The 24,954-nt window shown below is 57.3% G+C and carries 28 protein-coding genes and 1 other RNA gene; 19 read left to right on the top strand and 10 right to left on the bottom strand.

The window, feature by feature from the left end:
- The first annotated feature begins 45 nt into the window (after positions 1-45).
- Positions 46-459, top strand: coding sequence for an EamA family transporter (locus tag NFS22_RS15325; protein ID WP_023348792.1), 414 nt, complete (start codon positions 46-48; stop codon positions 457-459).
- A gap of 2 nt (positions 460-461) precedes the next feature.
- Here the strand turns inward: NFS22_RS15325 and NFS22_RS15320 are convergent, their stop codons facing one another.
- Both NFS22_RS15320 and NFS22_RS15315 read right to left on the bottom strand, forming a co-directional pair.
- Positions 462-821 (bottom strand): plasmid mobilization protein, encoded by a 360-nt coding sequence (locus NFS22_RS15320; RefSeq protein ID WP_251318583.1) that lies wholly within the window; start codon positions 819-821, stop codon positions 462-464.
- 56 nt (positions 822-877) lie between these two features.
- Positions 878-1,450 carry a phosphoadenosine phosphosulfate reductase gene (locus NFS22_RS15315; RefSeq protein WP_251318582.1) on the bottom strand — a complete coding sequence of 191 codons (573 nt, stop codon included), beginning with the start codon at positions 1,448-1,450 and terminating at the stop codon, positions 878-880.
- Positions 1,451-1,688: 238 nt separating this feature from the next.
- On the opposite strand from NFS22_RS15315, the gene NFS22_RS15310 reads away from it, so the two are divergent.
- Positions 1,689-1,862: a hypothetical protein gene (locus tag NFS22_RS15310; protein ID WP_251318581.1), complete on the top strand. Its 174-nt coding sequence runs from the start codon at positions 1,689-1,691 to the stop codon at positions 1,860-1,862.
- Between the two features lie 32 nt (positions 1,863-1,894).
- On the opposite strand, the gene NFS22_RS15305 is transcribed toward NFS22_RS15310, so the two are convergent.
- The 4 genes from NFS22_RS15305 to NFS22_RS15290 form a co-directional block, all read right to left on the bottom strand.
- Positions 1,895-2,128: a YlmC/YmxH family sporulation protein gene (locus tag NFS22_RS15305; protein ID WP_251318580.1), complete on the bottom strand. Its 234-nt coding sequence runs from the start codon at positions 2,126-2,128 to the stop codon at positions 1,895-1,897.
- Positions 2,129-2,207: 79 nt separating this feature from the next.
- A complete protein-coding gene (locus tag NFS22_RS15300; RefSeq protein ID WP_251318579.1) occupies positions 2,208-3,740 on the bottom strand; it encodes a glycine betaine ABC transporter substrate-binding protein in 1,533 nt (510 codons plus the stop codon).
- Positions 3,737-4,369 (bottom strand): ABC transporter permease, encoded by a 633-nt coding sequence (locus tag NFS22_RS15295; RefSeq protein ID WP_251318578.1) that lies wholly within the window; start codon positions 4,367-4,369, stop codon positions 3,737-3,739. The genes NFS22_RS15300 and NFS22_RS15295 overlap by 4 nt, the downstream gene beginning before the upstream one ends.
- Positions 4,370-4,373: 4 nt before the next feature.
- Positions 4,374-5,486, bottom strand: a complete 1,113-nt coding sequence (locus NFS22_RS15290; RefSeq protein ID WP_251318577.1) for a betaine/proline/choline family ABC transporter ATP-binding protein — start codon at positions 5,484-5,486, stop codon at positions 4,374-4,376.
- A gap of 311 nt (positions 5,487-5,797) precedes the next feature.
- Between NFS22_RS15290 and NFS22_RS15285 the strand changes: the two genes are divergently transcribed.
- The gene (locus NFS22_RS15285; protein WP_251318576.1) at positions 5,798-7,042 is read left to right on the top strand and encodes a glycosyltransferase family 2 protein; all 1,245 of its coding nucleotides are present in this window, start codon (positions 5,798-5,800) and stop codon (positions 7,040-7,042) included.
- Between the two features lie 173 nt (positions 7,043-7,215).
- Positions 7,216-7,881 (top strand): YdcF family protein, encoded by a 666-nt coding sequence (locus NFS22_RS15280; protein ID WP_251318575.1) that lies wholly within the window; start codon positions 7,216-7,218, stop codon positions 7,879-7,881.
- A 66-nt stretch (positions 7,882-7,947) separates the two neighbouring features.
- On the opposite strand, the gene NFS22_RS15275 is transcribed toward NFS22_RS15280, so the two are convergent.
- The gene (locus NFS22_RS15275) at positions 7,948-9,300 is read right to left on the bottom strand and encodes an oxygen-binding di-iron domain-containing protein (RefSeq protein WP_251318604.1); all 1,353 of its coding nucleotides are present in this window, start codon (positions 9,298-9,300) and stop codon (positions 7,948-7,950) included.
- A gap of 309 nt (positions 9,301-9,609) precedes the next feature.
- Here NFS22_RS15275 and trmD point away from each other — a divergent pair, with 309 nt between their 5' ends.
- From trmD to NFS22_RS15230, 9 genes are all read left to right on the top strand, one after another.
- Positions 9,610-10,350, top strand: a complete 741-nt coding sequence (gene trmD / locus NFS22_RS15270) for a tRNA (guanosine(37)-N1)-methyltransferase TrmD (RefSeq protein ID WP_251318574.1) — start codon at positions 9,610-9,612, stop codon at positions 10,348-10,350.
- 678 nt (positions 10,351-11,028) lie between these two features.
- Complete coding sequence (locus NFS22_RS15265; protein ID WP_251318573.1) at positions 11,029-11,775, top strand: alpha/beta fold hydrolase; 747 nt, start codon at positions 11,029-11,031, stop codon at positions 11,773-11,775.
- 255 nt (positions 11,776-12,030) lie between these two features.
- A complete protein-coding gene (locus tag NFS22_RS15260; protein ID WP_251318572.1) occupies positions 12,031-12,864 on the top strand; it encodes a DegV family protein in 834 nt (277 codons plus the stop codon).
- Between the two features lie 120 nt (positions 12,865-12,984).
- Positions 12,985-13,566: a hydrolase gene (locus tag NFS22_RS15255; protein ID WP_251318571.1), complete on the top strand. Its 582-nt coding sequence runs from the start codon at positions 12,985-12,987 to the stop codon at positions 13,564-13,566.
- A gap of 224 nt (positions 13,567-13,790) precedes the next feature.
- Complete coding sequence (locus NFS22_RS15250) at positions 13,791-14,519, top strand: YebC/PmpR family DNA-binding transcriptional regulator (RefSeq protein ID WP_251318570.1); 729 nt, start codon at positions 13,791-13,793, stop codon at positions 14,517-14,519.
- A 240-nt stretch (positions 14,520-14,759) separates the two neighbouring features.
- Positions 14,760-15,014 carry a hypothetical protein gene (locus tag NFS22_RS15245; protein ID WP_251318569.1) on the top strand — a complete coding sequence of 85 codons (255 nt, stop codon included), beginning with the start codon at positions 14,760-14,762 and terminating at the stop codon, positions 15,012-15,014.
- A 58-nt stretch (positions 15,015-15,072) separates the two neighbouring features.
- Entirely contained in the window at positions 15,073-15,297 is a 225-nt protein-coding gene (locus NFS22_RS15240; protein WP_251318568.1) for a DUF3343 domain-containing protein, read from the top strand.
- Positions 15,298-15,321: 24 nt separating this feature from the next.
- Entirely contained in the window at positions 15,322-15,942 is a 621-nt protein-coding gene (locus NFS22_RS15235) for a DUF6198 family protein (RefSeq protein ID WP_251318567.1), read from the top strand.
- A 268-nt stretch (positions 15,943-16,210) separates the two neighbouring features.
- A complete protein-coding gene (locus NFS22_RS15230; protein WP_251318566.1) occupies positions 16,211-16,954 on the top strand; it encodes a coiled-coil domain-containing protein in 744 nt (247 codons plus the stop codon).
- A gap of 39 nt (positions 16,955-16,993) precedes the next feature.
- Here NFS22_RS15230 and rnpB read toward each other — a convergent pair.
- An RNA gene (gene rnpB / locus NFS22_RS15225) (RNase P RNA component class A) lies at positions 16,994-17,411 on the bottom strand.
- Between the two features lie 185 nt (positions 17,412-17,596).
- On the opposite strand from rnpB, the gene NFS22_RS15220 reads away from it, so the two are divergent.
- From NFS22_RS15220 to NFS22_RS15210, 3 genes are read left to right on the top strand one after another with little or no spacing between them, the layout of a single operon-like run.
- Entirely contained in the window at positions 17,597-18,646 is a 1,050-nt protein-coding gene (locus NFS22_RS15220; RefSeq protein ID WP_251318565.1) for a D-alanine--D-alanine ligase, read from the top strand.
- Entirely contained in the window at positions 18,647-20,038 is a 1,392-nt protein-coding gene (locus NFS22_RS15215; protein ID WP_251318564.1) for a UDP-N-acetylmuramoyl-tripeptide--D-alanyl-D-alanine ligase, read from the top strand.
- A gap of 7 nt (positions 20,039-20,045) precedes the next feature.
- A complete protein-coding gene (locus tag NFS22_RS15210) occupies positions 20,046-20,648 on the top strand; it encodes a hypothetical protein (protein WP_251318563.1) in 603 nt (200 codons plus the stop codon).
- Here NFS22_RS15210 and mtnA read toward each other — a convergent pair.
- Positions 20,645-21,643: an S-methyl-5-thioribose-1-phosphate isomerase gene (mtnA, locus tag NFS22_RS15205; RefSeq protein ID WP_251318562.1), complete on the bottom strand. Its 999-nt coding sequence runs from the start codon at positions 21,641-21,643 to the stop codon at positions 20,645-20,647. The genes NFS22_RS15210 and mtnA overlap by 4 nt on opposite strands.
- Positions 21,644-21,720: 77 nt before the next feature.
- On the opposite strand from mtnA, the gene abc-f reads away from it, so the two are divergent.
- Both abc-f and NFS22_RS15195 read left to right on the top strand, forming a co-directional pair.
- Positions 21,721-23,637, top strand: coding sequence for a ribosomal protection-like ABC-F family protein (gene abc-f / locus NFS22_RS15200; protein WP_251318561.1), 1,917 nt, complete (start codon positions 21,721-21,723; stop codon positions 23,635-23,637).
- Complete coding sequence (locus NFS22_RS15195) at positions 23,634-24,281, top strand: YdcF family protein (protein WP_251318560.1); 648 nt, start codon at positions 23,634-23,636, stop codon at positions 24,279-24,281. The genes abc-f and NFS22_RS15195 overlap by 4 nt, the downstream gene beginning before the upstream one ends.
- Here NFS22_RS15195 and NFS22_RS15190 read toward each other — a convergent pair.
- Positions 24,278-24,430 (bottom strand): hypothetical protein, encoded by a 153-nt coding sequence (locus NFS22_RS15190; RefSeq protein WP_251318559.1) that lies wholly within the window; start codon positions 24,428-24,430, stop codon positions 24,278-24,280. The genes NFS22_RS15195 and NFS22_RS15190 overlap by 4 nt on opposite strands.
- Before the next feature lie 188 nt (positions 24,431-24,618).
- Here NFS22_RS15190 and NFS22_RS15185 point away from each other — a divergent pair, with 188 nt between their 5' ends.
- Positions 24,619-24,828: a helix-turn-helix domain-containing protein gene (locus NFS22_RS15185; RefSeq protein WP_251318558.1), complete on the top strand. Its 210-nt coding sequence runs from the start codon at positions 24,619-24,621 to the stop codon at positions 24,826-24,828.
- Positions 24,829-24,954: the final 126 nt, after the last annotated feature.

The raw sequence follows: 24,954 nt of genomic DNA, 5'->3' as shown, positions 1-24,954 counted from the left end.
TGACTCCTGTGGTATAATGATCCCAATAAACTTTAGGAGAAAAATATGTGGTTTTTATTTGCGTTAGGCTCGTCCATATTTGCGGCGCTGACCTCGATTTTAGCCAAGATCGGCATTGAGGGGGTAAACTCCAACCTTGCGACAGCCATCCGCACCTTCGTTGTGCTGCTGATGTCCTGGGGGATGGTGTTCATCACGAACACGCAGGGCGGCATTGCAGAGATCAGCAGGCGGAGTTGGCTGTTCCTGATCCTGTCCGGTATTGCCACGGGAGCCTCCTGGCTGTGTTACTATAAGGCCCTGCAAATTGGTGAGGCATCCAAGGTGATACCCATCGACAAGCTGAGTGTTGTGATTACCATGATCCTGGCGGCTGTCATTCTGCATGAGCAGTTCACGCCCAAGTCCATTTTGGGCTGTATCCTGATTGGGGCCGGAACGCTGTTGATGGTGCTGTAACGCTATTTTTTAGCGATCTGATACATCAACTCGTAGACCTGATCCAGCAGGTATAGCCCCCGCTTGGCGTCCTCGGCCCTGGCAATCCCGGCGTTGACACTGCGGGCGATCTGGTTGATGTTTACACCGATTTTGTGGACTTCCCAACGAAGGTCCTTGATCTCTTGGATAGGCTTTACCGGGAGTGGAACTTCCTCAATAAGCCGGACGAGGTAGGCCCTCCGGGAGAGGCCGCACTGCTTGGCCTGGGCCACCAGCCGCTGGTACTGCGCCGGCGTCAGTTCGATGTGGACATGGTATGCATCTCCTTTCGCGCTGTTGGCACAGCCACAACGATACCCAAACCAGAGAGAGAAAGCCATTCACGATACCCAACAAAAATCCGCTGTCAATCCCCAGCAATACCAACAATCCCCGGCTATGCCGCCTGTCTGAGAGCAGCTTTGCCGTCCTCCTGCCGGAACAGGACATCGATGTCGGAGAACTTCTGGGTGCGGTTGAATTTCTCTGTTGCTTTATTGGGGATAGCCTGTAATTCCAGCATCCTGGCCCACAGGTCCGGGTGGTGGTCGTAGAGGTGGCGCAGTTCCGGCAACTTGGCATTGGGGCAGAACCAGCAGCCGCCCCGGTCGGTGAAGGCGTAGACAGGCGAAAGCAGCCCCGCTTTCTCGCAGAGCTGCCATGCGTCCTGTTCTGTGAAATTGTATTTTGCCAGCAGAGACACCTGCCTGCCGCTCTCCAGCCGCAGCAGCCGTTCCTGCTCGTCCTGGGCGATGCCGATGTATTGGACCGTTCCGGGCGGCAGGTTTTTTTGATACCGCTGGATGGGCCGGATCTTGCAGTCACGCTGGACGGCGCACTTCCCGCACAGAGGGAAGGAGCGCACCATGCCCTTTTTCGGGCCGCGGGTGACCCGCCCGGTGAACAAGTCTACATATGTAACAGTGGCGAGAAAAGCAAAATCCCAGAGCTGCCGGACTTTTCCGGTCACTCTGGGGATAGGCGGATAGCGAGTTTGCTCCGTCTGTAAAAGGCGGATTTTGCATCTCCGGCGCGTAAATTTTTTGAAACGGGAGGTCGTTTTGGAAAATTCAACTTTTTCTCCACCTTTCCTGCTGTGATATTGCGTTTTGTGCAATATTGCGTGATTTTATTTTATTGTTTTTGGGCAGCATCTTTTTCATCTACACAAGGTTTATAATGGGAGTAAAAAGGTCGGTGAAGCGCTCATGGTGTTTCCGGCCTATGGAAGCATAAAGTACAGCATGCTTCCCTCAGCCCACATTAATATAGAGTGGGATAAGCCCGTCGATCTGGAGGGTATCTGCCTGAACTGCGGGGAGCAGGGGAAGAAATACACAGTAAAGTTTGTTCCCGGCGACCTGTGGGTCATGGAGCAATAAGAAAGCGGGACGGCTGGGCCGTCCCGTTTTGGTCACTTCTCCACCAAAATAATATCCTCCCCGAAGCGTTTCACCGCCCCCCAGGGGATGACCTTATCCTCCTCCCGGCCGAAAAGACCGAAGAAGCGCCGCCGGCCAGGGACCACCAGGGCCCGGACCTGGCCGGATTCCAGGTCGATCTCCATGTCCCCCACGTAACCGTAGCGGGTGCCGTCTTCCACGCTGATGACCTCTTTGTACCGCAGTTCCGCAATTCTGGTGTCCATGCCTATTCCCCCTAAAATAAATTCCCGCCCGGCGGGGCGGGAATCGGTTTGATTAAAGGTATGCGGGGAAGGGGATGTCCTATGTGGTCAAAAGCCCTTTAGATACCAAAAATTCATGGGCCACCTCATTTACGGCCCGACCGTCCACGTCCACGGCGTAGGTCAATTCCACCATGTCCTCGCTGCTCACTTGGCCGGTGAGGAGTTCCAGCACCTGCTCCAGGTTAGGGGCCGCGTCGTAGAAGTCCTGGAACAGGTCCTCCCGCACCAGAAAGGCCCCGTAGTACTCAGGGAAGAAGCCCAGGTCGTCCTCCAGGATGGTGAGGCCGGCCCGCTTGTTCAGGCCGTCGGTGGCGTAGACCACCATTACATCAAAGGCCCCTCCCTCTACAGCGTTGTACTTGAGCACCACGTCCACCGGCTTGGCGGAACGGAAGTTCAGGCCGTAGAAGTCCACAAAGGGCTGATATTTCATGCTGCCCTCCTCGGTGTAGAACTCGTGCTCCGCGCCAAAGTCCAGCTCCCCGGCGATAGGAACAAGGTCGGAGACCTTTGTCACGCCGTACCGGTCAATCACGGACTGGGTGACACCAATGGAGTAGGTGTTGTTCAGCCCTACCTTGCCCAGCAGCCGCAGGCCCTCCCGCTCCCGAACGGTGTCGTTGACATAGTCGTAGAGGGTTTCGCCCTGGGGAATGTCGCCGGTGTCCAACCCCAGGAAGGTGGTCAGGACGGTGCCGTCGTAGCTGAACATCAAATCACAGCTTGGATTGCTCCCTTTCAGCTCGTTGTGGTTGTTTACCTGGGTCATCTGGTCTAAAATGACCACCTCCAGGCCGGTTTTATCCTCCACCAACTGCTCCACCATGGCGTGCATCAGTTTGACCTCGGAGTAGTCACCGTCGTAAAGGGTGAGCTGGCCCTCGGTGCGGCTGGGCAGGAGCATGGACACCACCAGCGCCACACTGGCCAAAGCCAGAATACCGCCGCCAATGGCCTTTACCGGGAGAGGAAGCTTGTTTTGCCGGGTTCCGGACAGCCGCCGCTCCACCCAGCCCAGCCCCGCGTCCAGCACCAGGGCCATGCCCATGAGGACGGCGGTGCCCAGAACAATCATGCCCATGTCCCGCTGGCGGATGGCGGTGTAGAACAGTCCGCCCAGCCCTCCGCCCCCTACAAAGGAGGCAAAGACAGCGGTGCCAATGGCGTTGACTGCGGCAATGCGGATACCGGTAACCAGCATAGGGGTGGCCAGAGGGATGTCTACATGAAACAGGCGGTAAGCCTTGCTCATCCCCATACCGGCAGCGGCCTCTTTTAAATGGTCCGGCACCTGGGACAGGCCAAGGGAGCAGTTACGGGCGATAGGCAGCAGGGAATAGAGGGCCAGACCGGTCATGGCGGTGGGGGAGCCCGGCCCGGCCACCACCATGATGACACCCAGCAGGGCCAGCGCGGGAATGGTCTGAATCAGATCCACCACCCAAAGCAGAACTTTTCCTACCTTGGGGAACAGATAGGCCAGCAGGCCCAGGGGGACTCCAACAACAATGGCCAAAATCAGCGCAGAAAGCACCAGGGATAGATGGCCCCAAATCATAGCAGCACTCATTTCCCGGCCCCGCCTTTCCGCAGGCCCCGGGGGACCACCCGCTTTTGAAGGGTATCCACCAGTCCGCCCAGTACCAGAGCCAGAATGGCGGCGGGGATGGCCCCTTGGAGAATGAGGGCGTTGTTGTTGGAGCTGACCCCCTTGTAGACAAAGTCGCCCAGACCGCCCTGGCCGATCATGGCGGCCAGCACCGCCCAGCTGACGGTGTACACCGTGGACAGCCGCAGTCCACCAATGATGGTGGGCATGGCCAGAGGCAGTTCTACCTGGACCAGGCGCTGGTAGTGGTTCATGCCGCAGCCCCGGGCGGCCTCCTTATACTGGGCATCCACCCCGTCCAGCCCGGTGACGGTGTTTTTCAGCACCGGGAACATGGCATAGATGGACAGGGCGATAATAACGGTGGCGGGGGTCATGCCAATCATAATGACCAGCACGCCGATAAAAACAATACCGGGCACCGTGTTCAAAATAGACAGCAGGGGAATGAGGTATTTGGACAGCGTAGGCAGCCGTGACAGGCAGATGCCCAGGAAAAGCCCCAGCGCAAAGCCGATAGCCACGCACACCAGGGTGTAGCCGGTGTGGACAGTGGCGGCCCGGAGAATGGACAGCAGCAGTTCATTCATCCCATCACCCCCACAGCTGTTCCGCCATGGCGGAGGCCATGCTGGTTTTGGTGACAATGCCCGCCACCGTCTCGTCCTCCTTCAGCACCACCAGATAGGGGAAGCCGCTGGAGATCAGCTGCTCAAAGCACTCCTTGGCGTTGTCCCCCACGTGGACGGTGGGAGTGGTACACCGCACCAGCGGCCCAATGGTCTTTACCACATGGCCGGTGAGGCGGATGTCGGCAATGGACACCGTGCCCTGATACCGGCGCTGCTCGTCCACAACAAGAAGGGTGTCCACGTTGTGGTGCTGCATCCGGCTGACACACTCGTTCACACCCCGGTTCTCCTTAACGGTGATGATCCCTGTGCGCATGAACTGGTCCACTGTCAGGCTGGCGGGGTCGGGGGCGGTTTGGTGCTTGCCCAAAAATTCCTTGATCTGATCGGTGGCCGGGTTTTCCAGCATCTCCTCCGGGGGCGCGATCTGGACAATCTCCCCCTGATTCATGAAGATGATGATGTCGGCCAGGTCCAGAGCCTCCTCCATATCGTGGGTGACAAAGATGATGGTCTTGTTCAGCTTCTGCTGGAGGGTCTTTACCTCCAGCTGGAGGGAGCGGCGGGTCATGGGGTCCAGGGCGCTGAAGGGCTCATCCATCAGGACTACCGGGGGAGAGGCGGCCAGGGCCCGCAGAATACCAATGCGCTGCTGCTGGCCTCCGGACATCTCCCCAGGGTACTTGTGGGCATACTGGTCATAGGGCATATCCACCATGTCCAGCAGGTCGTGGACAATCTGATCGCACTTGTCCTTGGGCCATTTCAGCAGCTTGGGCACCACGCAGATGTTTTGGGCCACCGTCATGTTGGGGAACAGGCCGATCTGCTGGATGACGTAGCCGGTGTGCCGCCGCAGCTCATAGCGGTCGATAGCGGCAATGTCCTTGTCACCTAAGTAGATATGGCCGCTGTCTGGCTGAATCAGGCGGTTAATCATCTTCAAGGTGGTGGTTTTGCCGCATCCGGAGGGACCAATGAAAACGGCGAACTGACCCTCCGGAATCTCAAATGAAATATCATTGAGAATTTTCTGGGTTCCATAGGTGAGACTGACGTGATCGAATCGTAGCAATGTAACCTCCTTTTCCGGGGCGCCTTGACGCCGGCTTGCCGTCGGTTTCCATTCAGGTAATAAAAAAGAAGGGCCGAAGGGAATCGGCCCGAAAGATGACATCCGGGTATGAGGTAAAATGGAAAAATACGGCATATTTACTAAATATAGTATAGCAGATTTTGCCGTTTTTGTCAAATGAAGAAAATGTAAACTTCTGTCGGAGACTGGCGCATTAAGGAAACCTTCATGAAATCTTAATTATACTCCCACTTTGTCCTTAAAGAAGGTCTGTTATCCTTATGGACAGATTGACGAGAGGAGGAGCGGGTATGGATTGGATGTTTCCGGCCGCGCTGGCCCTGACGGGCACAATGGGAGTATTGATGGGGCTTTGGGGCCTGTGGTATCTGGTTTCAGGGCTGGCCTGTGTGAGAAAGCCAAAGAACTATGGATTTCATCCGGCCCGGACAAGGTTCGCGGTGCTGATAGCCGCCCGGAATGAGGAGCTGGTCATCGGTTCCCTCATCAACAGTCTGCTTACCCAGGACTACCCGGCGGAGCTGTATGACGTGTGGGTCATCCCCAACAACTGTACCGACAACACCGCCCTGGCGGCCCGGAATTTCGGGGCCAGAGTGCTGGAGTGTACTGTACCGGTGAAGAGCAAGGGGGAGGTCCTCCGCTTTGCCTATAACCGTCTGCGGGGCCGGCGGTATGACGCCTGGCTGGTCTTTGACGCGGACAATGTGGTAGACCGCCGCTTTCTGGCGGAGATGAACAATGCCCGTCTGGCCGGAGCTCAGGCGGCCCAGGGCTATCGGGACAGCAAAAATCCCTACGACACCGCCGTGTCCGGCTGTTCCTCCATCTACTACTGGATGATGGACCGCTTCCACAACGGGGGCAAGGCGGGAATGGGTGTGTCCGCCATGATCGGGGGCACAGGCTTTATGGTAACCCAGAAGCTGCTGGACAAGCTGGGCGGCTGGCACACCGAGACCATCAGCGAAGACCTGGAAATCACCGCCCAGGCCATCCTGGCAGGGGAGAAGGTGGCCTATGTGCCCAAGGCCGTCACCTATGACGAGCAGCCCCTCACCTGGGAGCAGTCCATCAAGCAGCGCCGCCGCTGGACCAGCGGCACCCTTCAGGTGGCCCAGCGCTGTCTGCCCGCCCTGGGGGAGGAGCAGGCAAACCGGCCCCGACTGACCATGTTCGACTTTGAGGTCACCCTTCTGCTGCCAGCCTACCAGCTGGCCGCCCTGGCGGGGCTGGCCTGTACCGCCCTCACCTCTGCGCTGGGGGGACGGACCCTGCTCCAGGCGCTGGTGTTGGCACTGGCGGGAGTTCTTGGCAATATCGCCTGGGCTGCGCTGACCGCCACTGTGGCCGCCGGGGTGGTCGTCACGCTGGAGGGAAAATGGGACCGCCGCCTGTGGAAGGGACTGTGTACCTATTGGCTGTTCCTCCTCACTTGGCTGCCCATCACGGCTGTCAGCTTCTGGAAAAAGACCACCGTATGGGAGGAAATCCGTCACACCCGCACCATGGCTCCCCAGCTTCCGGGGAGATGACCAGGAGAGGTCCCGATCGCAAATTTTATGTAGGGGCGGCCTTTGGCCGCCCGTTTTTAACAGACCCTGCGGGCGGCCGCAGGCCACCCCTTGACATTTGTTTTTCCCACTGCTATAATCCCCACAAACAAGCTGCGGCCCAAGGGTTTGGCGCGGTTTAGGAGGTCATTTGCTTGACGGAAACTGTCTATCAGGAGTTAAAGGTAATTTGGGACTATATGCGTGTGGACATGGAGCTCCGGCCGGCGGACTGCATTGTGGGGTTTGGCTGTATCAATGACACCATCCCGCTCCGGTGCGCCCGGCTCTACCGGGACGGCTATGCCCCCAAGGTGCTGTTTACCGGGGGATTGGGCCGCAACACCCTGGGCCGCTGGAGCCAGACAGAGGCGGAGCGCTTTGCGGCCATCGCTGTAGAGCATGGCGTGCCGGAAACGGCGATTCTTTTGGAGAACCGTTCCACCAACTCAGCGGAAAATATTCTGTTTACCCGGGAGACACTGGAGCGGGCGGGGCTGGCTCAGGGGCAGATTATCTGCGTCCATAAGCCCTTCATGACACGGCGGCTGTATGCTGCCATGGGGGTCTATTGGCCGGAGGCCAATGCCATTTTTACCTCACCCCAAATTACACTGGAGGAGCATATTCAAAATTCCATGGACCAGGGTTTGACGGAGCAGGCGGCCATTGATATTATCGTAGGAGATTTTCAGCGTATGGAGGTCTACGTCCGGAAGGGATATCAGATTCCGCAGGAAATTCCGCCCCGGGCCTGGGAGGCCTTTCACAGCCTGATTAGACAGGGCTGTACAGGCGAACTGGCGGAGCCTGTTTTGTAAGAGGGAAATAAAAGACTGGCGCACCCCGGGAATGCCTGAGGTGCGCCGGTTTCCTATGGCCGGATGTTATTGGACGGGCTCGAAATCGCTGGCAGGACGGCGGCAGATGGGGCAGACGTAATCCTCAGGGAGGGTGTCTCCCTCATAGATAAAACCGCAGATTTTGCAGACAAAGCCCTGGGGCTTATTCTGTGCGGGCTCCTCCTCGGGAGCAGGCTCTTCGCCCTTCACGGAGGCGGCCAGGGCTTTTGCCAGCCCCTCCAGTTCACCTTCCTGGCCGGGAGCCAGGGCGGACTTGAGGGTGACAGGGGCCTCAATGAGCTCTACATTCTTCATCCCGGACAGGATTTCTGACATCAGCTTGCCGCTGGCGGGGGCCCAGGAGCCGTTTTGGATGAGGGCCGCCTTGCGGTTTTGCAGATTGTGGTGTGCCAGGTCCCGGAGCAGGTGCTCCATAGGATCGAAAATTCCGTTGTTGTAAGTGGGGCAGGCAAAGACAATATGGCTGTATTTAAAGCAGTCGGACAGCACATAGGAGTAATGGGTGACGGACACGTCGTGCATCTGGACAGGTATACCCAACTCGGCCAGGCGGCAGGCCAGGATGTTGGCGGCGGTCTCGGTGTGGCCATAGATGGAGGCGAAGGGGATGACCACGCCGTCAACTTCAGGCTCGTAAGAGGCCCACTTGACGTACCGGTCAATAATCTGGTTAAAGTCTTTGCGCCACACAGGACCGTGGAGGGGACAGATCATCTGGATGTCCAGCTTGGACGCCTTGCCCAGCAGGGCCATCACCTGGGGGCCGTACTTGCCCACGATATTGGTGTAGTACCGGCGGGCCTCGTCCAGCCAGTCCCGCTCCCAGTCCACCTCATCGGCGAAAAGAACGCCGTTCAGCGCGCCAAAGGAGCCGAAGCCGTCAGCGGAGAAGAGAATCTTGTCGGTGGAGTCGTAGCTGACCACCACTTCAGGCCAGTGGACCATGGGGGCGGCCACAAAGGTGAAGTTGTGCTTGCCGGTACAAAGGGTGTCCCCCTCACCCACCAGGATGGCCCCGGAGGGGTCAGTGGCGTGGAACTGGCGGATCATGTTGATGGCCTTGCCGTTGCAGACAATCTTCGCCTCAGGGTGACGGAGTACAAGGTCTCCCAGGGTAGCGGCGTGGTCGGGCTCCATGTGGTGGACAAAGATATAGTCCAGCTTCCGGCCGTCCAGGGCGTGGTCCAGATTTTCCAGGAACTGGGTCTGAACAGAGCGGTCCACTGTGTCAAAGAGGACGGTCTTCTCGTCCAGCAGCAGGTAGGAGTTGTAGGACATCCCCCGGGGGACGGGGTGGGCCGCCTCAAAGATGGGGTGCTGGCGGTCGTTGGCGCCGATCCAGATCAGGTCTTCCGTGACCTTGCGGGTACAGTACATAGAAAAACCTCGCTTTCGTATCAATTAGGGATCCCTCTTTGAGGGAGCTGCCGCCGCCGCAGGCGGTGACTGAGGGAGTACGTCGAACGGAGCCGTTCCGCTTGCCAAACTCCCTCCGTCACGGCTTTGCCGTGACACCTCCCTCAGAGAGGGAGGCTTTCTTTCTTAACAATCATAGCATATTTTTTTCCAAAATGCGAGAGGAAGTCGCGGATAGAAGGAAATTTTCTGATTTGCCCGGAATCCGTTGAAAAGAAGAGGCAAATCCCGTATAATATTGCCGTAGACAATGAGAAAGGCGGGACAAGCATGTACCGTATTGACATTATGACATTATTTCCCGATGTAGTGGGGGATATGCTGTGCGAATCTGTTTTGGGCCGGGGCCAGGAGCGGGGGTATATCCGGGTGGAGTGCCACCAGATCAGGGACTACACCGTAAACAAGCAGAAGCAGGTGGACAACTACCCCTACGGCGGGGGACGGGGTGCGGTGATGCAGGCTGATCCGCTGTTCCGCTGCTGGGAACACATCTGTGATGAGGCGGGGGAGAGGGTGCATACCATCTACATGTCTCCGGCGGGAAAAACCTTTACCCAGCGGGACGCCCGGCGGCTGAAGGACGATTACCAGCGGCTGATTCTGGTCTGCGGCCACTACGAGGGTATCGACGAGCGGTTTATTGAGGAGTGCGTGGACGAGGAAATTTCCATTGGCGACTTCGTCATGACCGGCGGTGAGATTCCCGCTATGGCGGTGGCCGACGCGGTGTGCCGCCTGGTGCCCGGGGTACTGTCCGACCCCTCCTGCTACGAGAACGAAAGCCACTGGAACGGGATGCTGGAGGCCCCCCAGTACTCCCGCCCAGAGGTGTGGCACGGACGGGCGGTGCCCTCCATCCTTCTGTCAGGCAACCACGCCAAGGTGGAGCAGTGGAGAAGAAAGCAGTCCATCCTCCGCACCAGACAGCGCCGGCCCGATTTGTACGAAAAGCTGGATTTGTCCTCCAAGGAGGACCAGAAGCTGTTAAAGGAGCTGGAGGAGGAGTAAATGAGCGATATTATGATATTTGCGGACAGAGCGCAGCTTCGGGCTTGGCTGAATGATAACTGTCTGTCAAGCGAAGGTGTTTGGCTGCTGTTTGGCAAACCGGGCGGACCCAAAACGGTAAAGGCGGGAGAGGCCCTGGAAGAAGCCCTAGCCCGCCATGTTGTTTTCACCTCTTTTCTGAGATGTATTGTGTAAAGGGTGGTTTCACCACCCAAATACACATTGGCTGACGGTTCATTTGTGGCAGAATGACACAGGCCGGAAAGGCGGTGATCGACCAGCAGGAGGGAACCGAAGGGGGAGCGTCCGGGGATGACCTGGGTGCTCTGTTCCCTTTGTCGGCCCTCTCGAAGAGCGCACTTACTCACCACCGGCCAGGGGCCAGCGGTGGTACTGCCTGACGGCAGCCGTGCGCCCTCCGGGGGCGGCTCCGCCAGGGTGTCCTGCCCTGCCGGTATATACCAGTAGACGCCAACGGCGACTTGTGCATCGGACGCAGCCGCGCCGATCACTGGGGGCTTGGGGATCATCGGCCACCAACAAGCTGCGCCGGGTATATACCGGGGCATTGCTTGCTACTACTATCAACACCTAAAAATGATAGCTGAAAGTCGCATGTAATGATAGTATACTTAGTCTATGCCTATTCGACAAATCGGGAATTATGGAGGAGCACAAATGCAATTTTTAGAATATGGTATCAACCATGATAAGACCATCCTCTTTTTACATGGCGGCGGATTAGCTCCATGGAATTATAAAGAAGAAGCCATGCTCCTCAAAGAAAAATATCACATTTTGCTTCCAATATTGGACGGACACAATGGTAGCGACTGTGGTTTTACAACAATCGAAGATGCTGCACAGCATATCATCGGATACATTGATGAGCATTTGGGCGGAAAGGTCTTTCTGATCGGCGGACTATCCCTTGGTGGGCAGATACTCGTAGAAGTTTTATCACAACGAAAAGACATTTGCCAATATGCCATGATAGAAAGTAGCTTGATTTTGCCGATGAGAGCAACCGCACAATTAATAAAGCTAACATTTTCATTTTGTTACCCTCTCATAAAAAAGCGTTGGTTCGCAAAGATGCAATTTGCAGCATTACACATTCAGCCTACCTTTTTTGATGAGTACTATAGAGATAGCTCTGCGATTTCAAAAGCGGACATGATTTCATTTCTTATGGCAAATGCCAACTATCAGATGAAGCACAGTCTTGCAAACTGTTGTACAAAAGCACTGATTTTGGTCGGCTCCAAGGAACAAGATATTATGAAAAAGTCTGCTGAAATAATCCATCAGACAATTCGAAATTCATCTTTGGAAGTATTCCCCGGTTTCTATCATGGCGACATCAGTATAAATCACCCAGATCTCTATGTTGAAAAAATGTACCGCTTAATTGAACAACTCTAAGTTTTAAAATTGTCGGGGGATTTCATCTTTATGGTGAAAACCCCCTTGACAAATGTTCTCTTGGCATAAAGAATGTAAAAGGGTATACAAAATTAGTTTGCATGGTAGCAAGCTAACGGTGCTTGTACCCTGCAAACTAATATTAGTGGCTGCCTTCCTCTGGGGGCGGATAATTTCCTCTTTACATCTCTCTAAACCTATGGTAAACTAATTGGTGAAATCTAATTTAAAAGACCACGTCTGGAGATGAAACACATGAGTTTTAAAATTGTAGTGGACAGCTGCTGCGACCTGACCCCCGCCATGCTGAAAGACCCGGCCTTTGTCAAGGTGCCCCTTACCATCTACTCCAACGGCAGTACTTTTGTGGACGACGAGACCTTTGACCAGGCCGACCTGCTGTGGTCCATGCGCCAGAGCGAGGACGCTCCCTCCACCGCCTGTCCTTCCCCCCAGGCCTATCTGGACGCCTTCCGGGGGGCGGACGACGTGTATGTGGTGACCCTGTCCGCCCTGCTCAGTGGCTCCCACAACAGCGCTGAACAGGCCCGCCTCCTGCTGGAGGAGGAAGACCCTGAAGTCAACGTCCATGTGTTCAACTCCTGCTCCGCCGCCTCCGGGGAGCTGCTGGTGGCTATGGCCATCCACCGGCTGGCCTCCGCCGGGATGCCCTTTAAGCGGGTGGTGACTGAGGTGGAACAGTTCATCTACCAGATGCAGACCATGTTTGTGCTGGAATCTCTGGAAAATCTGCGGAAAAACGGCCGGCTCACCAAGCTCCAGGCGGTGATAACCGGCGCGCTGAAAATCAAGCTGTTTATGGGCGCCACTCCCGAGGGGGAGATCTGTAAGCTGGGCCAGGCCCTGACAGTGAAGCAGGCCCTGACCAAGATGGTGGACAGAATTGCCGCCGACGCCAGCCATGTGGGCCGCACCCTGGCCATCTGCCACTGTAACTGCCTGGAGCGTGCCTTTCAGGTAAAGGCTATGGTGGAGGCCAAGTGCAAGTTTGCCCACATCCTTATTACCGAGGCGGGGGGCATCACCAGCGTCTACGCCTACGACGGCGGAGTTGTGGTGGCCTATTGACAAAACAACCTGATTGTGTGCATAATGTGTAGGGGCGGCCTGTGGCCGCCCGTCTTTTGCATGCCCTGCAATATTATTTTGGGCGGCCGCAGGCCGCCCCTACAGAAAGGAAGATAACATATGTCCATAACCCGCGAGCAGGCCTGGAACCTGCTGACCCAATACAACAAAGAGCCCTTCCATCTGCGCCACGCCATCACAGTGGAACATGTTATGGGCTGGTATGCCCGGGAGCTGGGCTACGGGGAGGAGGCGGACTTCTGGTCTGTCGTGGGCCTGCTCCACGATCTGGACTTTGAGATGTGGCCCGAGGAGCACTGTGAGAAGTCTCAGGAGCTGATGAAGCAGGCCGGGGTGGATGAGCGCACCATCCGGGCCACCGCCAGCCACGGCTGGGGCCTGCGGGTGGACATCAAGCCGGAGCATGAGATGGAGAAGGTCCTCTACGCCAGCGACGAGCTCACCGGCCTGATTGGCGCGGCGGCTCTGATGCGGCCCTCCAAAAGTGTGGCGGATATGGAGCTGAAGTCCCTGAAAAAGAAGTTTAAGGACAAAAAATTTGCCGCCGGCTGTTCCCGTGACGTGATTGCCAACGGGGCGGAGCTGCTGGGCTGGGAGCTGGACAAGCTGCTGGATTTGACCCTCAAGGCCATGCAGGCGGAGGAGACGGCCATTGAGGAGGCCGTGGCGGCGCTGGGATAAAAAAGTTTTACGGAAATCAAATTTGAGAAAATCCAGCCTAATTTGCAGGGCGGGACGACCCGGCCCGCCGCTGGCTGGCAGATTTTGCTCAAGGGTGCGCCGGGGTCGCCGCGCCCGGCGGAGTCAAAATTGATTTCCGTGGAAAAAACCTGCCCGGGGGTTGCAAACCGAATAAAACAATGGTATAATACCTCCGCCTATTACACAAAAAGGGGAAGATATTCATGTCCGGACATTCCAAGTGGCACAACATACAAAAGACCAAGGGCGCAGCGGACGCCAAGCGCTCCCAGATTTTTACCAAAATCGCCCGTGAGATGATTGTGGCGGTGAAGACCGGCGGCAGCGGCGACCCGGCCAACAACTCCCGCCTGGCTACCGTCATTGCCAAGGCCAAGGCGGCCAACATGCCCAACGACAACATCAAGCGTACCATTGACAAGGCGCTGGGCTCCGGCAACACCGACAGCTTTGAGAATGTAGTTTACGAGGGCTACGGCCCCAACGGCGTGGCTGTCATTGTGGAGGCCCTCACCGATAACCGCAACCGCACCGCTCCCGAGGTGCGCCATCTGCTGGACAAGTACGGCAAGGGCCTGGGGGCCACCGGCTGTGTGTCCTGGTCCTTCGATCGAAAGGGCGTGATCGTCATTGAGTCTGAGGATCTGGACGAGGATACCGTTATGATGGACGCCCTGGACGCCGGCGCTGACGATATGCAGGCTGATGATGATGTCTTTGAGGTCTACACCGATCCCGACTCCTTTGCCTCTGTCACCGAGGCCCTGGAGGCCAAGGGCTACACCTTCCTGGAGGCCGGTGTGCAGATGGTCCCCCAGAACTATGTCAAGCTCACCGACGAGGGCGACATCAAAAACATGGAAAAGCTGATCGACCTGCTGGAGGAAAACGACGACGTGCAGAACGTCTACCACAACTGGGATCAGGATTAAAGATGCGGGGGCTGTTTTCGGCCCCCGTTTTTTATAGGAGGAAGGAAAGATGGACGCATTTGAGCGGGCAGTCCAGGAGACCGCAGAAACCGGCAGGCTGTCCTTTTCCACTGGGACACGGCCTGGTGCGCCTCCCTTGCCTGGTTAGGGCAGGACGAGGGGGCCAGTCCGGGCGAGCAGAAGGCGGCGGAGCTGAAATTCTGGGCCTGGTATCTGGAGCAGGCCGCCAAGCTGCTGGGGATGGAGGGCTGGAGGTTCCCCAAGAAAGCGATTAAGGAATTTGAGAAGAAGCAGGAACTGGCCCGGCCCGTGCCCAAGGAGGTCACCATGGAGACCTTCACCCAGTTCCTGGGGGCGGGAGAATACCGCAGTCATTATCACGTTTCCCGGAACGGAAGCAACCGGTTTGCGGAGAATCTGCCTATGCCATCCGCACCTTCTGTACCCAAAAAGAGGCCGTTTGCCCCAAATGCAAAACCACATCAACCCAACTGAAATTTTACTACGGTGTAAATGTCTTAAAGGCCAAACTGCCGGGAAGTGATAAGTTACATTGACACGTTTTTTGATGATGGAGTTCCACTTGTCCAAGGAGCAGGCAGAGGCAGAAGTGGCGGCCTACTGTGCAAAGGGCTATCTGCGAAAAGAAATCGGTCCATTGTCCAACCTGACCCGTGCGGAGGCCCTGCGGCTGTGTTCAGCCCTGCGGAGCAAAAATATCAAATGCCGCATCATGCCGGTTCCCGTGGGCGAAAAGGGAGACGCGCAGCTGCGATAAAAATGAAATGAGGATTGTTATGAATTGAAGCTGAAACCCATATCTTGTGTGGCTGTTGTGCTGAGCAGCGCCTTTTTGGCCTTTGGGCTGTACCATGTCCACTCCTTCTCCGGGGTGACAGAGGGGGGCGTGCTGGGGATGACTCTGCTGCTGGAGCACTGGCTGCATATTTCGCCGGCGGTGTCCGGATTTGTGATGAACGTTTTGTGCTACGCCATGGGCTGGCGGCTGCTGGGGCGGGAGTTTATCGGTTACTCCGCTGTTGCTGCGGCGGGCTTTTCCGCGGCCTACAAGGTGTTTGAGCAGTTTCCGCCCCTGTGGACCCAGCTGGCTGATATGCCGCTGGCCGCGTCGGTGGTGGGAGCCGTTTTTGTAGGCGTGGGGGCCGGGGTATGCGTCCGGGTCGGGGGCGCCACCGGCGGGGATGACGCCCTGGCCATGTGCGTCTCCCATGTGACCCATTGGAATATCCAGTGGGTCTACCTGCTGTCCGATTTCCTTGTGCTGGCCCTGTCCGTCAGCTATATCCCCCTGAACAGAATCGGCTGGTCGGTGGTAACGGTAATCCTGTCCGGACAGATGATCGGGCTGATTCAGAAGATAAAGCTGCCCGCAAAGATGGAGTGCCCGGAATCTGAAAAATAATTCAGAAAAGGTTCTTATTTCCACCCATGATTTGGTCGATATTAACATCAGCGTGTCAAAAAACTTCTATTTGGAATATCAGGCTCCCTCAGAGAGGGAGCTGTCACCGCCGCAGGCGGTGACTGAGGGAGTAAGGCAGCGAAAATCTACAACTTTTCCCGCAAAAACTCCCTCCGTCACGGCTCCGCCGTGCCATCTCCCTCAAGGAGGGAGGCTTTATTGACAGTCTCATTAACATATCAGACATCCAGAAGGGGAGGGGAGCGCTGTGAGCGGTATGGGTATTTCGGGCGTTGGAGCGGGAACCTGGTATCTAAGTCAGGCCGCGTCGGAACAGAACTCAACTGCCCAGGCGGAGCAGAAGTCCCTGGCCGAGGCCCTCAGGGAGGAGCAGGACAGCCAGCCCGATCTGACGCAGATGATGAAGGAGGCCCGGGAGAAAGCGGCGGAGCGGGAAAAAATGTTCCAGCTGCCCAAGAACAGCCGCCGTTATGGTGACTGCGCTATGATTGCTTACTCCAAGCTGGCCCGGGCCAGAAGTACGGGGGAGGTAGACGCCGCATCAGGCTACGCCCGGCGTCAGATTGCCCAGCTGCGGACCGCCAAACGCAGCGACAGCGAAAACGCCGACCGCATCCAGGCCGCCATTAACCAGCTGCAAAAGGCGGTAAACCGGGCGGGCCGGAAAAAACGGGAGATTTCCCAGGAGAAGATGACCGCCAAGCGTCAAGCCAGGCTGGAGAAGGAAAAGCGTACCCGGGAGGCCAAGCGCCTGCGCCAGCAGCTGAAAAATAAGCAGGCTCAACGGATGATCCGTGAGTCGGGCTATCTGCGTGAGGCGGAGGTTGACAACCGCCTTCAGGACCATGTTGCCGCCACCAAGCTGGAGCTGAGGGAGCAGATGCGGGAGCTGACGGAGAGCACACAGACTTCGCTGGAGAGCGCCGTCCAGCAGTATGCCGCCGCCTCAGCACAGCCGGCACCAGAGCCGGAAATCAGCGTTCAGGCATAAACAGGACCGCCGCCCCTTTGGGACGGCGGTTTTTTCTATGGTTGCAGTAAGCCTGTAAGCCGGGTTCTGTCTTTTAAGACAGCCATCTATCTCGACGCGCCATTGCTGACACGCTCTAGCCGCCTCCCTGGAACGGCCGGGCCGGCCTGTATGTCCCTCCACGGCGTTGCTCCGGATAGAGTTTACAGCGATGGGCGCTTTTACACGCCATCGGGTGAGCTCTTACCTCACCTTTCCACCCTTACCGCACCCAGCGAAAACGAAACTCCACAGTTAGTCGGGAGTTTGCTTGTTTTACACCTTTCCCTCGTGAGGAAGGATGCGGCGGTATATCTCTGTTGCACTTGTCCTAGGGTCGCCCCCGGCGGGTGTTACCCGTTATCCTTGCCCTGCGGAGCCCGGACTTTCCTCACAGGCGGGCCTTTCGGCCCGTCCGCGCGGCTGTCCAGCTTACTGCCCAACCATCATACAGGAAAATTGGAGTGATGTCAAATAAAAGCGGGAAAAATTTTCTTCTTCGGGTTGAGTATTACCGGCGAATGTGTTAGAATATCTTAACTAATGATAAAATGAAGTTGGTATGCCCAAATCAGCGGAGGCGTTATGAGACGTATCCGCGTACTGTGAAGTGAGGTAACAAGGATGAAAGTTTTGGTTTTGGCGGGCGGACTGAGCCCGGAGCGCAATGTCTCCCTGTCCTCGGGGGCTATGGTGTGCAAGGCTCTGCGGGACCGGGGGCACCAGGTGGCGCTGATGGATATGTTTTTTGGACTGGACGGGGCTCTGTCCGGCGACAATCTGTATGTAGCGCCCATTCCGGAAAGCTTTAAGCAGGTGGCCCGGGAGGCCCCCAACCTGGAGGAGATCAAGGCCCGCCGGGGCGGGGAGGACCCCTCCGCCATTGGTCCCGGCGTTTTGGAGATGTGCGCCAAGGCGGATGTGGTCTATCTGGCCCTCCACGGCGCCTGCGGCGAGGACGGCCGCATTCAGGCCACTCTGGACCTGATGGGCGTGCCCTACACCGGTTCGGGCTGTCTGGGCTCCGCTATCGCCATGGATAAGGACCTGACCAAGCGGCTGGTGGCCGGTCTGGTGACCACGCCCAAGTGGGAGACGGTCACCGTCACTGAGGAAAATATGGAGGAGCTGATTGAAAGAATCAAGCTGCCTGTGGTGGTAAAGCCCATTGACAGCGGCTCCTCTATCGGAGTGTACATTGCCCAAAATAAAGAGGAGCTGAAAAGTGCCTTGGCCGAGAGCGTCAAGCTGGGGGGGCGCACGGTGATTGAGGAGTACATCAAAGGCCGTGAGATCCAGGTGGCGGTGCTGGGGGACCAGGCCCTGCCCTCTATCGAGATCATCCCAAAGGTGGGCTTTTACGACTACGCCAATAAATATCAGCCCGGCGCGGCCCTTGAAGTCTGCCCCTCCCGCATTCCCAAGGAGTGGGAGAAGGCTATCGGCAATGCGGCCCTGGCCGTGTTCCGTGCCATTGGTTTGTCTGTCTACGCCCGGGCTGACTTTATCGTCACCCCGGACGGCACGCCCTATTTCCTGGAGATCAACACCCTGCCCGGCATGACCCCCACCAGTCTGGTACCCCAGGAGGCAGCGGCGGCGGGGCTCGACTACGGCAAGCTGTGTGAAACCATCATCCAAAAATCTTTGGAGGCCCGGAAGGAAGGACTGTAAATGGAAACAATCACCCTGGCCCAGCTGTTGGAGGCGGTCAATGGCCGTCTGCTGGGGGAATTTGACAATTTAGATACCCCCATTGCCAAGGTGGAGACGGACAGCCGGTCCATCCATCCCGGCGTTCTGTTCCTGCCCCTGGTTGGGGAGCGCTTCGACGGCCACGCCTATATCAACGCCGCCCTGGAGGGAGGGGCTATCGGCTGTATCACCGCCCACCAGCGGGACAGCTTTCTGCCGGGAAAATTCTATGTAAAGGTGGACGATACCCAAAAGGCGCTGAGGGACCTGGCCGCATGGTATAAAAACCGGTTTGAAATCCCCTTCATTGGGGTGACAGGCAGCGTGGGCAAGACCACCGCCAAGGATATGCTGGCCGCGGTATTGGGTGTGAAGTACAAGGTGCTCAAAACCGAGGGCAACCACAACAACAACGTGGGGCTGCCCCTGACCCTGCTGGAGCTGGATTCCAGCCATCAGATTGCCGTGCTGGAGATGGGGATGGACCGGTTTGGCGAGATCGACTATCTGGCGGACATTGTTAAACCGGATGTAGGGGTTATTACCAACATTGGCGATGCCCACATTGAGCGGCTGGGCAGTCGGGAAAATATCTTCAAGGCCAAGTGTGAGCTGCTGCCCCATGTGAAAAAGGACGGCCTGCTGGTCCTCAACGGGGACGACGAGCTGCTGTCCGCGCTAAGGGGAAATACCCCTGTTCCCGCCGTCTTCTGCGGCCAGGGGGAGGGGTGTGACTGCCGGGCCCAGGCCGTCGGCGGTGACGGCGTCAGCCATATCCACTGCCGCCTGACCACCCCCCACATGGATCGGGAGGTAAAAATTCCCGCTCTGGGGGAGCATATGATTTACCCCGCCCTCATTGCTGCGGCGGTAGGGGAGCGGTTCGGCCTGACCCCTGACCAGATTGAGGAGGGGCTGAGCCAGTTTGTGCCCACCCGGATGCGGATGAACGTACTGCGCCGGGGTGGTGGCATCACCATTTTAGATGACACCTACAACGCCAACCCCCAGTCCATGCGGGCGGCCATCAGTGTACTGGCCGACAGCCGGGGCAGCCGTAAAGTGGCCATTTTGGGCGACATGCTGGAGCTGGGCCCCTTCGCCCCCGCCCTCCACGCTGGAGTAGGGGAGTATCTGGGTTCTGTGGGCATCCACTGTCTGGTGGCAGTGGGTGAGCTGGCCAGGCATATCGCCGAAGGGGCCAGAGACGCAGGGGTCGCTCAGGTGATCCACTGTACTACCAGGGAGGAGGCCAAGGAGGTCCTGCCCCAGGTGGTGTGTCCCGACAGCACCATTCTGCTGAAAGGTTCCCGGGGGATGAAGCTGGAGGAACTGACCACAAAGCTGTTGGAGCTGACAGTGGAGGCGTAGAGAAAGGGTGACAGACATGCTGCCAGAGCACTATGAAGCGGTGAAAGAGCTCATCAACCGTATTTCGGATTACTATGGTCCTGTGGAAGAAAATCCGCTGTTGGAGGAACAGGCGGCGGAGATGTGCCGCCTCACCGGTCGGGATTGGGATGCGGAGGAGGTGGGGAGCTGGTGTTTTGAGTATTGGAGCCGCGCCTCTCTGGACGAGACAGCCTATTACTTTTTCCACGGTGATTTGCCGGAGTCTGAGGAAATTGAACTGGTATTTTGGAAGCTGAAGCCGAATGTAAGTATGGAGTTCAAGACTCTCTATGAGAAGCTGCGTTATGTCAAGACCTGCGCCAAGGTCAAGGCGGTGGAGCTTCTTCCAGTAGAGGAGATTGTGTCCCAATTTGAGGAGCAGTTTTCAGAATGGGACCAGCGAAAATGCCGGGAGCTGCCCATCTTTCAAAAGGTCCATGCGGAGGAGCCTTGGCATACCGAGGAGGTCAGGCTCTTTGGCTATGAGGATAAGATGCTGTCAATTTACTGCACCAATGTGTCACAGGAGGACCGCACAGCCATCCTACGGATCATGGAGGGCTTTGGCTGTACGGTCTACTGCCCCTAGGCCAGGCTCTCGATGAAGGGGGGATAGAGCACCCCGCGCTCGGTAATGGCGGCGGTGAGCAGCTGGTGGGGGGTCACGTCGAAGGAGGGATTCCAGGTCCGCACCCCGGCGGGCCCGGTCCGGCCCCTGGCGAAGCAGGCCACTTCGTCTCCGTCCCGCTGCTCCACCGGGATGTGGGAGCCGTCCGGGATGCTCATATCAATGGTGGAGGAGGGCAGGGCGGTGTAAAAGGGAATGTTGTGGTGTTTGGCAAGTATGGCCAGGGAGTAGGTGCCGATCTTATTGGCAAAGTCCCCGTTGGCGGCCATGCGGTCGCAGCCCACAATGACCAGGTCCACTTTGCCCTGGGCCATGAGATAGCCGGCCATATCGTCGCAGATGAGGGTGACGGGGATTTGATCCTGAACCAGCTCATAGGCGGTGAGCCTGGCTCCCTGAAGGAGGGGGCGGGTCTCGTCGGCGTACACCATAGACACTTTGTCCTGAGCGTGGGCTGCGCGGATGACCCCCAGGGCCGTCCCGTAGCCCCCGGTGGCCAGAGCTCCGGCGTTGCAGTGGGTAAGGATGCTGGCGCGGTCGGGCACCAGCTCTGCCCCCGCTTTGCCCAGGCTGGTGTTCATTTGGATGTCCTCCAGATGAATGGTCCGGGCCTCCTCCTCCAGCCGGGCCAGGTTGGACCCGCAGGCGGTCCAGCACCGCTCCATCCGGTCCAAAGCCCAAAACAGATTGACCGCCGTAGGACGGCTGTTGGCCAAAACCTGCTTGGCTTGGGACATGGTGGCAAGGAAATCTTCTTTACAGGCATTTTCCTGAGCGGCCAGGACCATGGCGTAAGCCGCCGTCACCCCAATGGCGGGCGCGCCTCTGACGATCATGGTACGGATGGCCTGGGCCACCTCACGGTAGTCGGTGTAACGCAGCCAATATTCGGTTAGAGGCAGACGGGTCTGATCCAGCAAATAGAGCACACCCTTTTCCCAACGAATGGCATCCATAAAAAAACCTCATTTCTGATATGAAATGAGAATATTGTACCATATAGAACGATTGAAAACAAGCGAGGACCCAAGCAATGATAGATATATCTGTATCCGGCGTCGTAAAAGAGTTCGAAGTCGGCAAAAAAATACTGGACGGGCTCACCTTCCAGGTGGATACCGGCGAGCGGGTGGGCCTGTTGGGCCCCAACGGCTGCGGCAAGACCACTCTGCTGCGCATCCTCACCGGCGTGGTCCACCCGGACGAGGGAGACGTTGTGATCGCCCCTGGACGGCGGGTGGGGCTGATTTCTCAGATTCCCGTCTACCCGGCGGACTGCACTGTGGAGGACGTGCTGGACACCGCTTTTGAGCCCCTTCACAGGCTGGAGGAAGAGCTTTCGCAGCTGTCCCAGCGGATGGCAGATGGGGAAAGTGATTCCGCATTGCTGTCCAGATATGACAGGCTGTCTGCCGCCTTTCAGTCCGGGGGCGGCTACGAGACAGATACCAGCAAGAACAAAGTGTGCAACGGCCTTTCTATCCCGCCGGCTATGCGGGAACGGCTCTTTGACAAGCTGTCCGGCGGGGAGAAAACCCGGGTCAACCTGGCCCGGCTCATCTTGGAGGACACCGACATTCTGCTGTTGGATGAGCCCACCAACCACTTGGATCTGCGGGCCACCGAGTGGCTGGAGGAGTATCTGGAAAAGTTCAAGGGCACCGTTCTGGCCGTCTCCCACGACCGCTACTTTTTGGACAAGGTAGTCCGGCGGGTGGTGGAGATTCAGGAGGGTAGAGCGGAGTTTTATTCCGGAAATTACAGCTTCTATGCGGTGGAGAAGGAGCGGCGGTACGAGGAAAAGCTGCGCCAGTACGAGAAGGAGCAGGCTAAAATCCAGCAGCTGGAAAAGGCCGCTGAGCAGCTGCGCATTTGGGCCTACTCAGGCAACGACAAAATTTTCAAGCGGGCCCAGTCTATGGAAAAGCGGATTGAGCGTATCCGTCAGACAGACAAGCCCAAAAAGGACCGCAAAATGTCCGTCCGGTTTGGCGAACGGGAGTTTCGGGGCGACGAGGTGCTGTCCATCAAGGGGCTGGAAAAGTCCTTTGGAGAACGAAAGCTGTTTGCGGACGTCAACTTGGAGGTGGAGGGCGGCGAGCGCATTGCCCTGCTGGGGGACAACGGAACCGGCAAGTCCACCCTCATTAAAATTCTGATGGGGGAGGAGGAACCGGACGCCGGTAAGCTTAGAAAGGGGCCTACTGTAAAGGTAGGTTACCTGCCGCAGATCATCCACTTTGACCATCCGGAGCGCAACTTGGTGGATACCATGCTCTACGACCTGGACTGCACCGCGCAGACCGCCCGGGACCGTCTGGCCGCCTTCAAGTTCCGCGGTGAGGACGTGTTCAAGCCGGTGTCCGCCCTGTCCGGCGGAGAACAGTCCCGGCTGCGTCTGTGTATGCTCATGGACAGCAAAATTAACCTCCTCATTCTGGATGAGCCCACCAACCACCTGGATATCCAGAGCCGGGAGTGGATTGAGGAGGCGGTGGAGGAGTATGAGGGCAATCTGCTTTTTGTCTCCCATGACCGGTATTTTATTGACCGCTTCGCTACCCGCATCTGGATGCTGGAGGATGGGAAGATTACCGATTTTAAAGGCACCTATCAGGAGTATCAGGCGGCCAGGGAGCGGGGAAAGCTTGCGGGGCGTGACGGCCCCGGCGCGCCGTCTGTGAAAAATGCGCCCCCAGAGAAAAAGGACAAGCCCAAGCGCCCCGGCGGTACCAAGAACCTGGAAAAGGAGGTCAACGCCGCCGAACGGGCGGTGGCTGCCGCCGAGGAGCGGATGTACGATCTGGAGCAGGCCATTCAGGAGGCGTCGGCGGACTATTTAAAGCTTCAGGAGCTTTACCAGCAGCGGGAGGCCCTGGAGGATGAGCTGGCCCACCTCTACACGGTGTGGGAGGGGCTGGCAGCGGATCTGGAGGAGGCGCGGGGATGATACAGAAAGCGCACAAACGGCCCAAGGTGGAGGTAAACAGCTACAAGGGAAAACGCTTTACAGGCCTTATGAAGGCGGTCTTTGTTCTGGTGCTGACAGGTGCGGCGGTCTTTGCGCTCCTGCTGGGACAGGTGCTGGGCGGCGCCCGGGACGATATCAACGGCGACCCCAAGGTGATGGTGATTTTAGGCTGTCAGCTCTACGACTGGGGCCCCTCCATTATGTTGCAGGACCGGCTGGACAAGGCGCTGGAGTATCTGTACGGCCATCCGGATATGCTTGTGGTAGTGTCAGGCGGCCAGGGGGAGAATGAGCCCACCACCGAGGCCCAGGGAATGGCCGACTATCTGGCTGACCACGGTTTTTCCCGGGAAAACATCATTTTAGAGACCCAATCCCACAATACCAACCAGAATCTGCGCTGGTCGGCGCAGCACTTGGAAGAGGCGGGCTTTGATATCAAAGACGGTGTGGTGATCGTCTCCAACGGCTTTCACCTCACCCGGGCCAAAATGCTGGCCGGAAGGGCGGGATTTGAAAATGTCTCCACTCTGGCCGCCCCCTCCAGCCATCTGCCCTCCCGGCTGAAAATGTACATCCGGGAACCGCTGGCGCTGGTGAAGTCCTTTGTCTTCGACCGCTAAAGCCGGCTCAGTTCCAGGCCAATGGACAGCCCGGCCCAAAAGGCGCTGCGCCGATCCAGGCAGGCTAAGACGGAATAACCGGCCTCAATGCGCTCCATCGCATCGTTCATGCCGCGGACATTTAGCTCATCTTTGGCAATGCGTATCATTTTCTCATTTTCCAGCCGCTCCTCCTTGTCACGCAGGGAGTAAATGTCAAAGCAATATTTGTACGCATAGGTTAGAGGGCTTCAAAGTAAGGAATCCATAGTTAGTACCTCCAAATCGGGTTGCAAAGTTCTCTTCGCATCATTATAATACACGAAGAAGACTTCACCATCAAGAGGGTGTAGTTAAAATGTCTGTTTTCTCTGAACGCTTGCTTCAACTGCGAAAGGACAGGGGCGTATCTCAAATTGCAGTTGCGAAAGAAATCGGTGTATCCTCTCGTATCTATCAGGATTATGAATATGGAAAATCTGAGCCAAAGATGAGTAATCTTGTAAGTATCGCTGACTTCTTCGGTGTCAGTCTAGATTATCTCACCGGTCGGACGGACACACCCTAGAGGGCACCACGAAAGGCCCCTTTGGAAAGGGGCTCCGCCCGAAGGGCGGTGGGGATTGTATTTCGCCGCAGGCGAAATGTGCGAAGCAAACAAGAGATTGCAAACCTTGTTTATTTCATACAGTTT

Source organism: Flintibacter muris (genome assembly GCF_943192995.1).
Lineage (GTDB): Bacteria > Bacillota > Clostridia > Oscillospirales > Oscillospiraceae > Lawsonibacter > Lawsonibacter muris.
The sequence above is the reverse complement of the archived record's forward strand: the minus strand, read 5'-3'. Positions and strand labels throughout refer to the sequence as shown.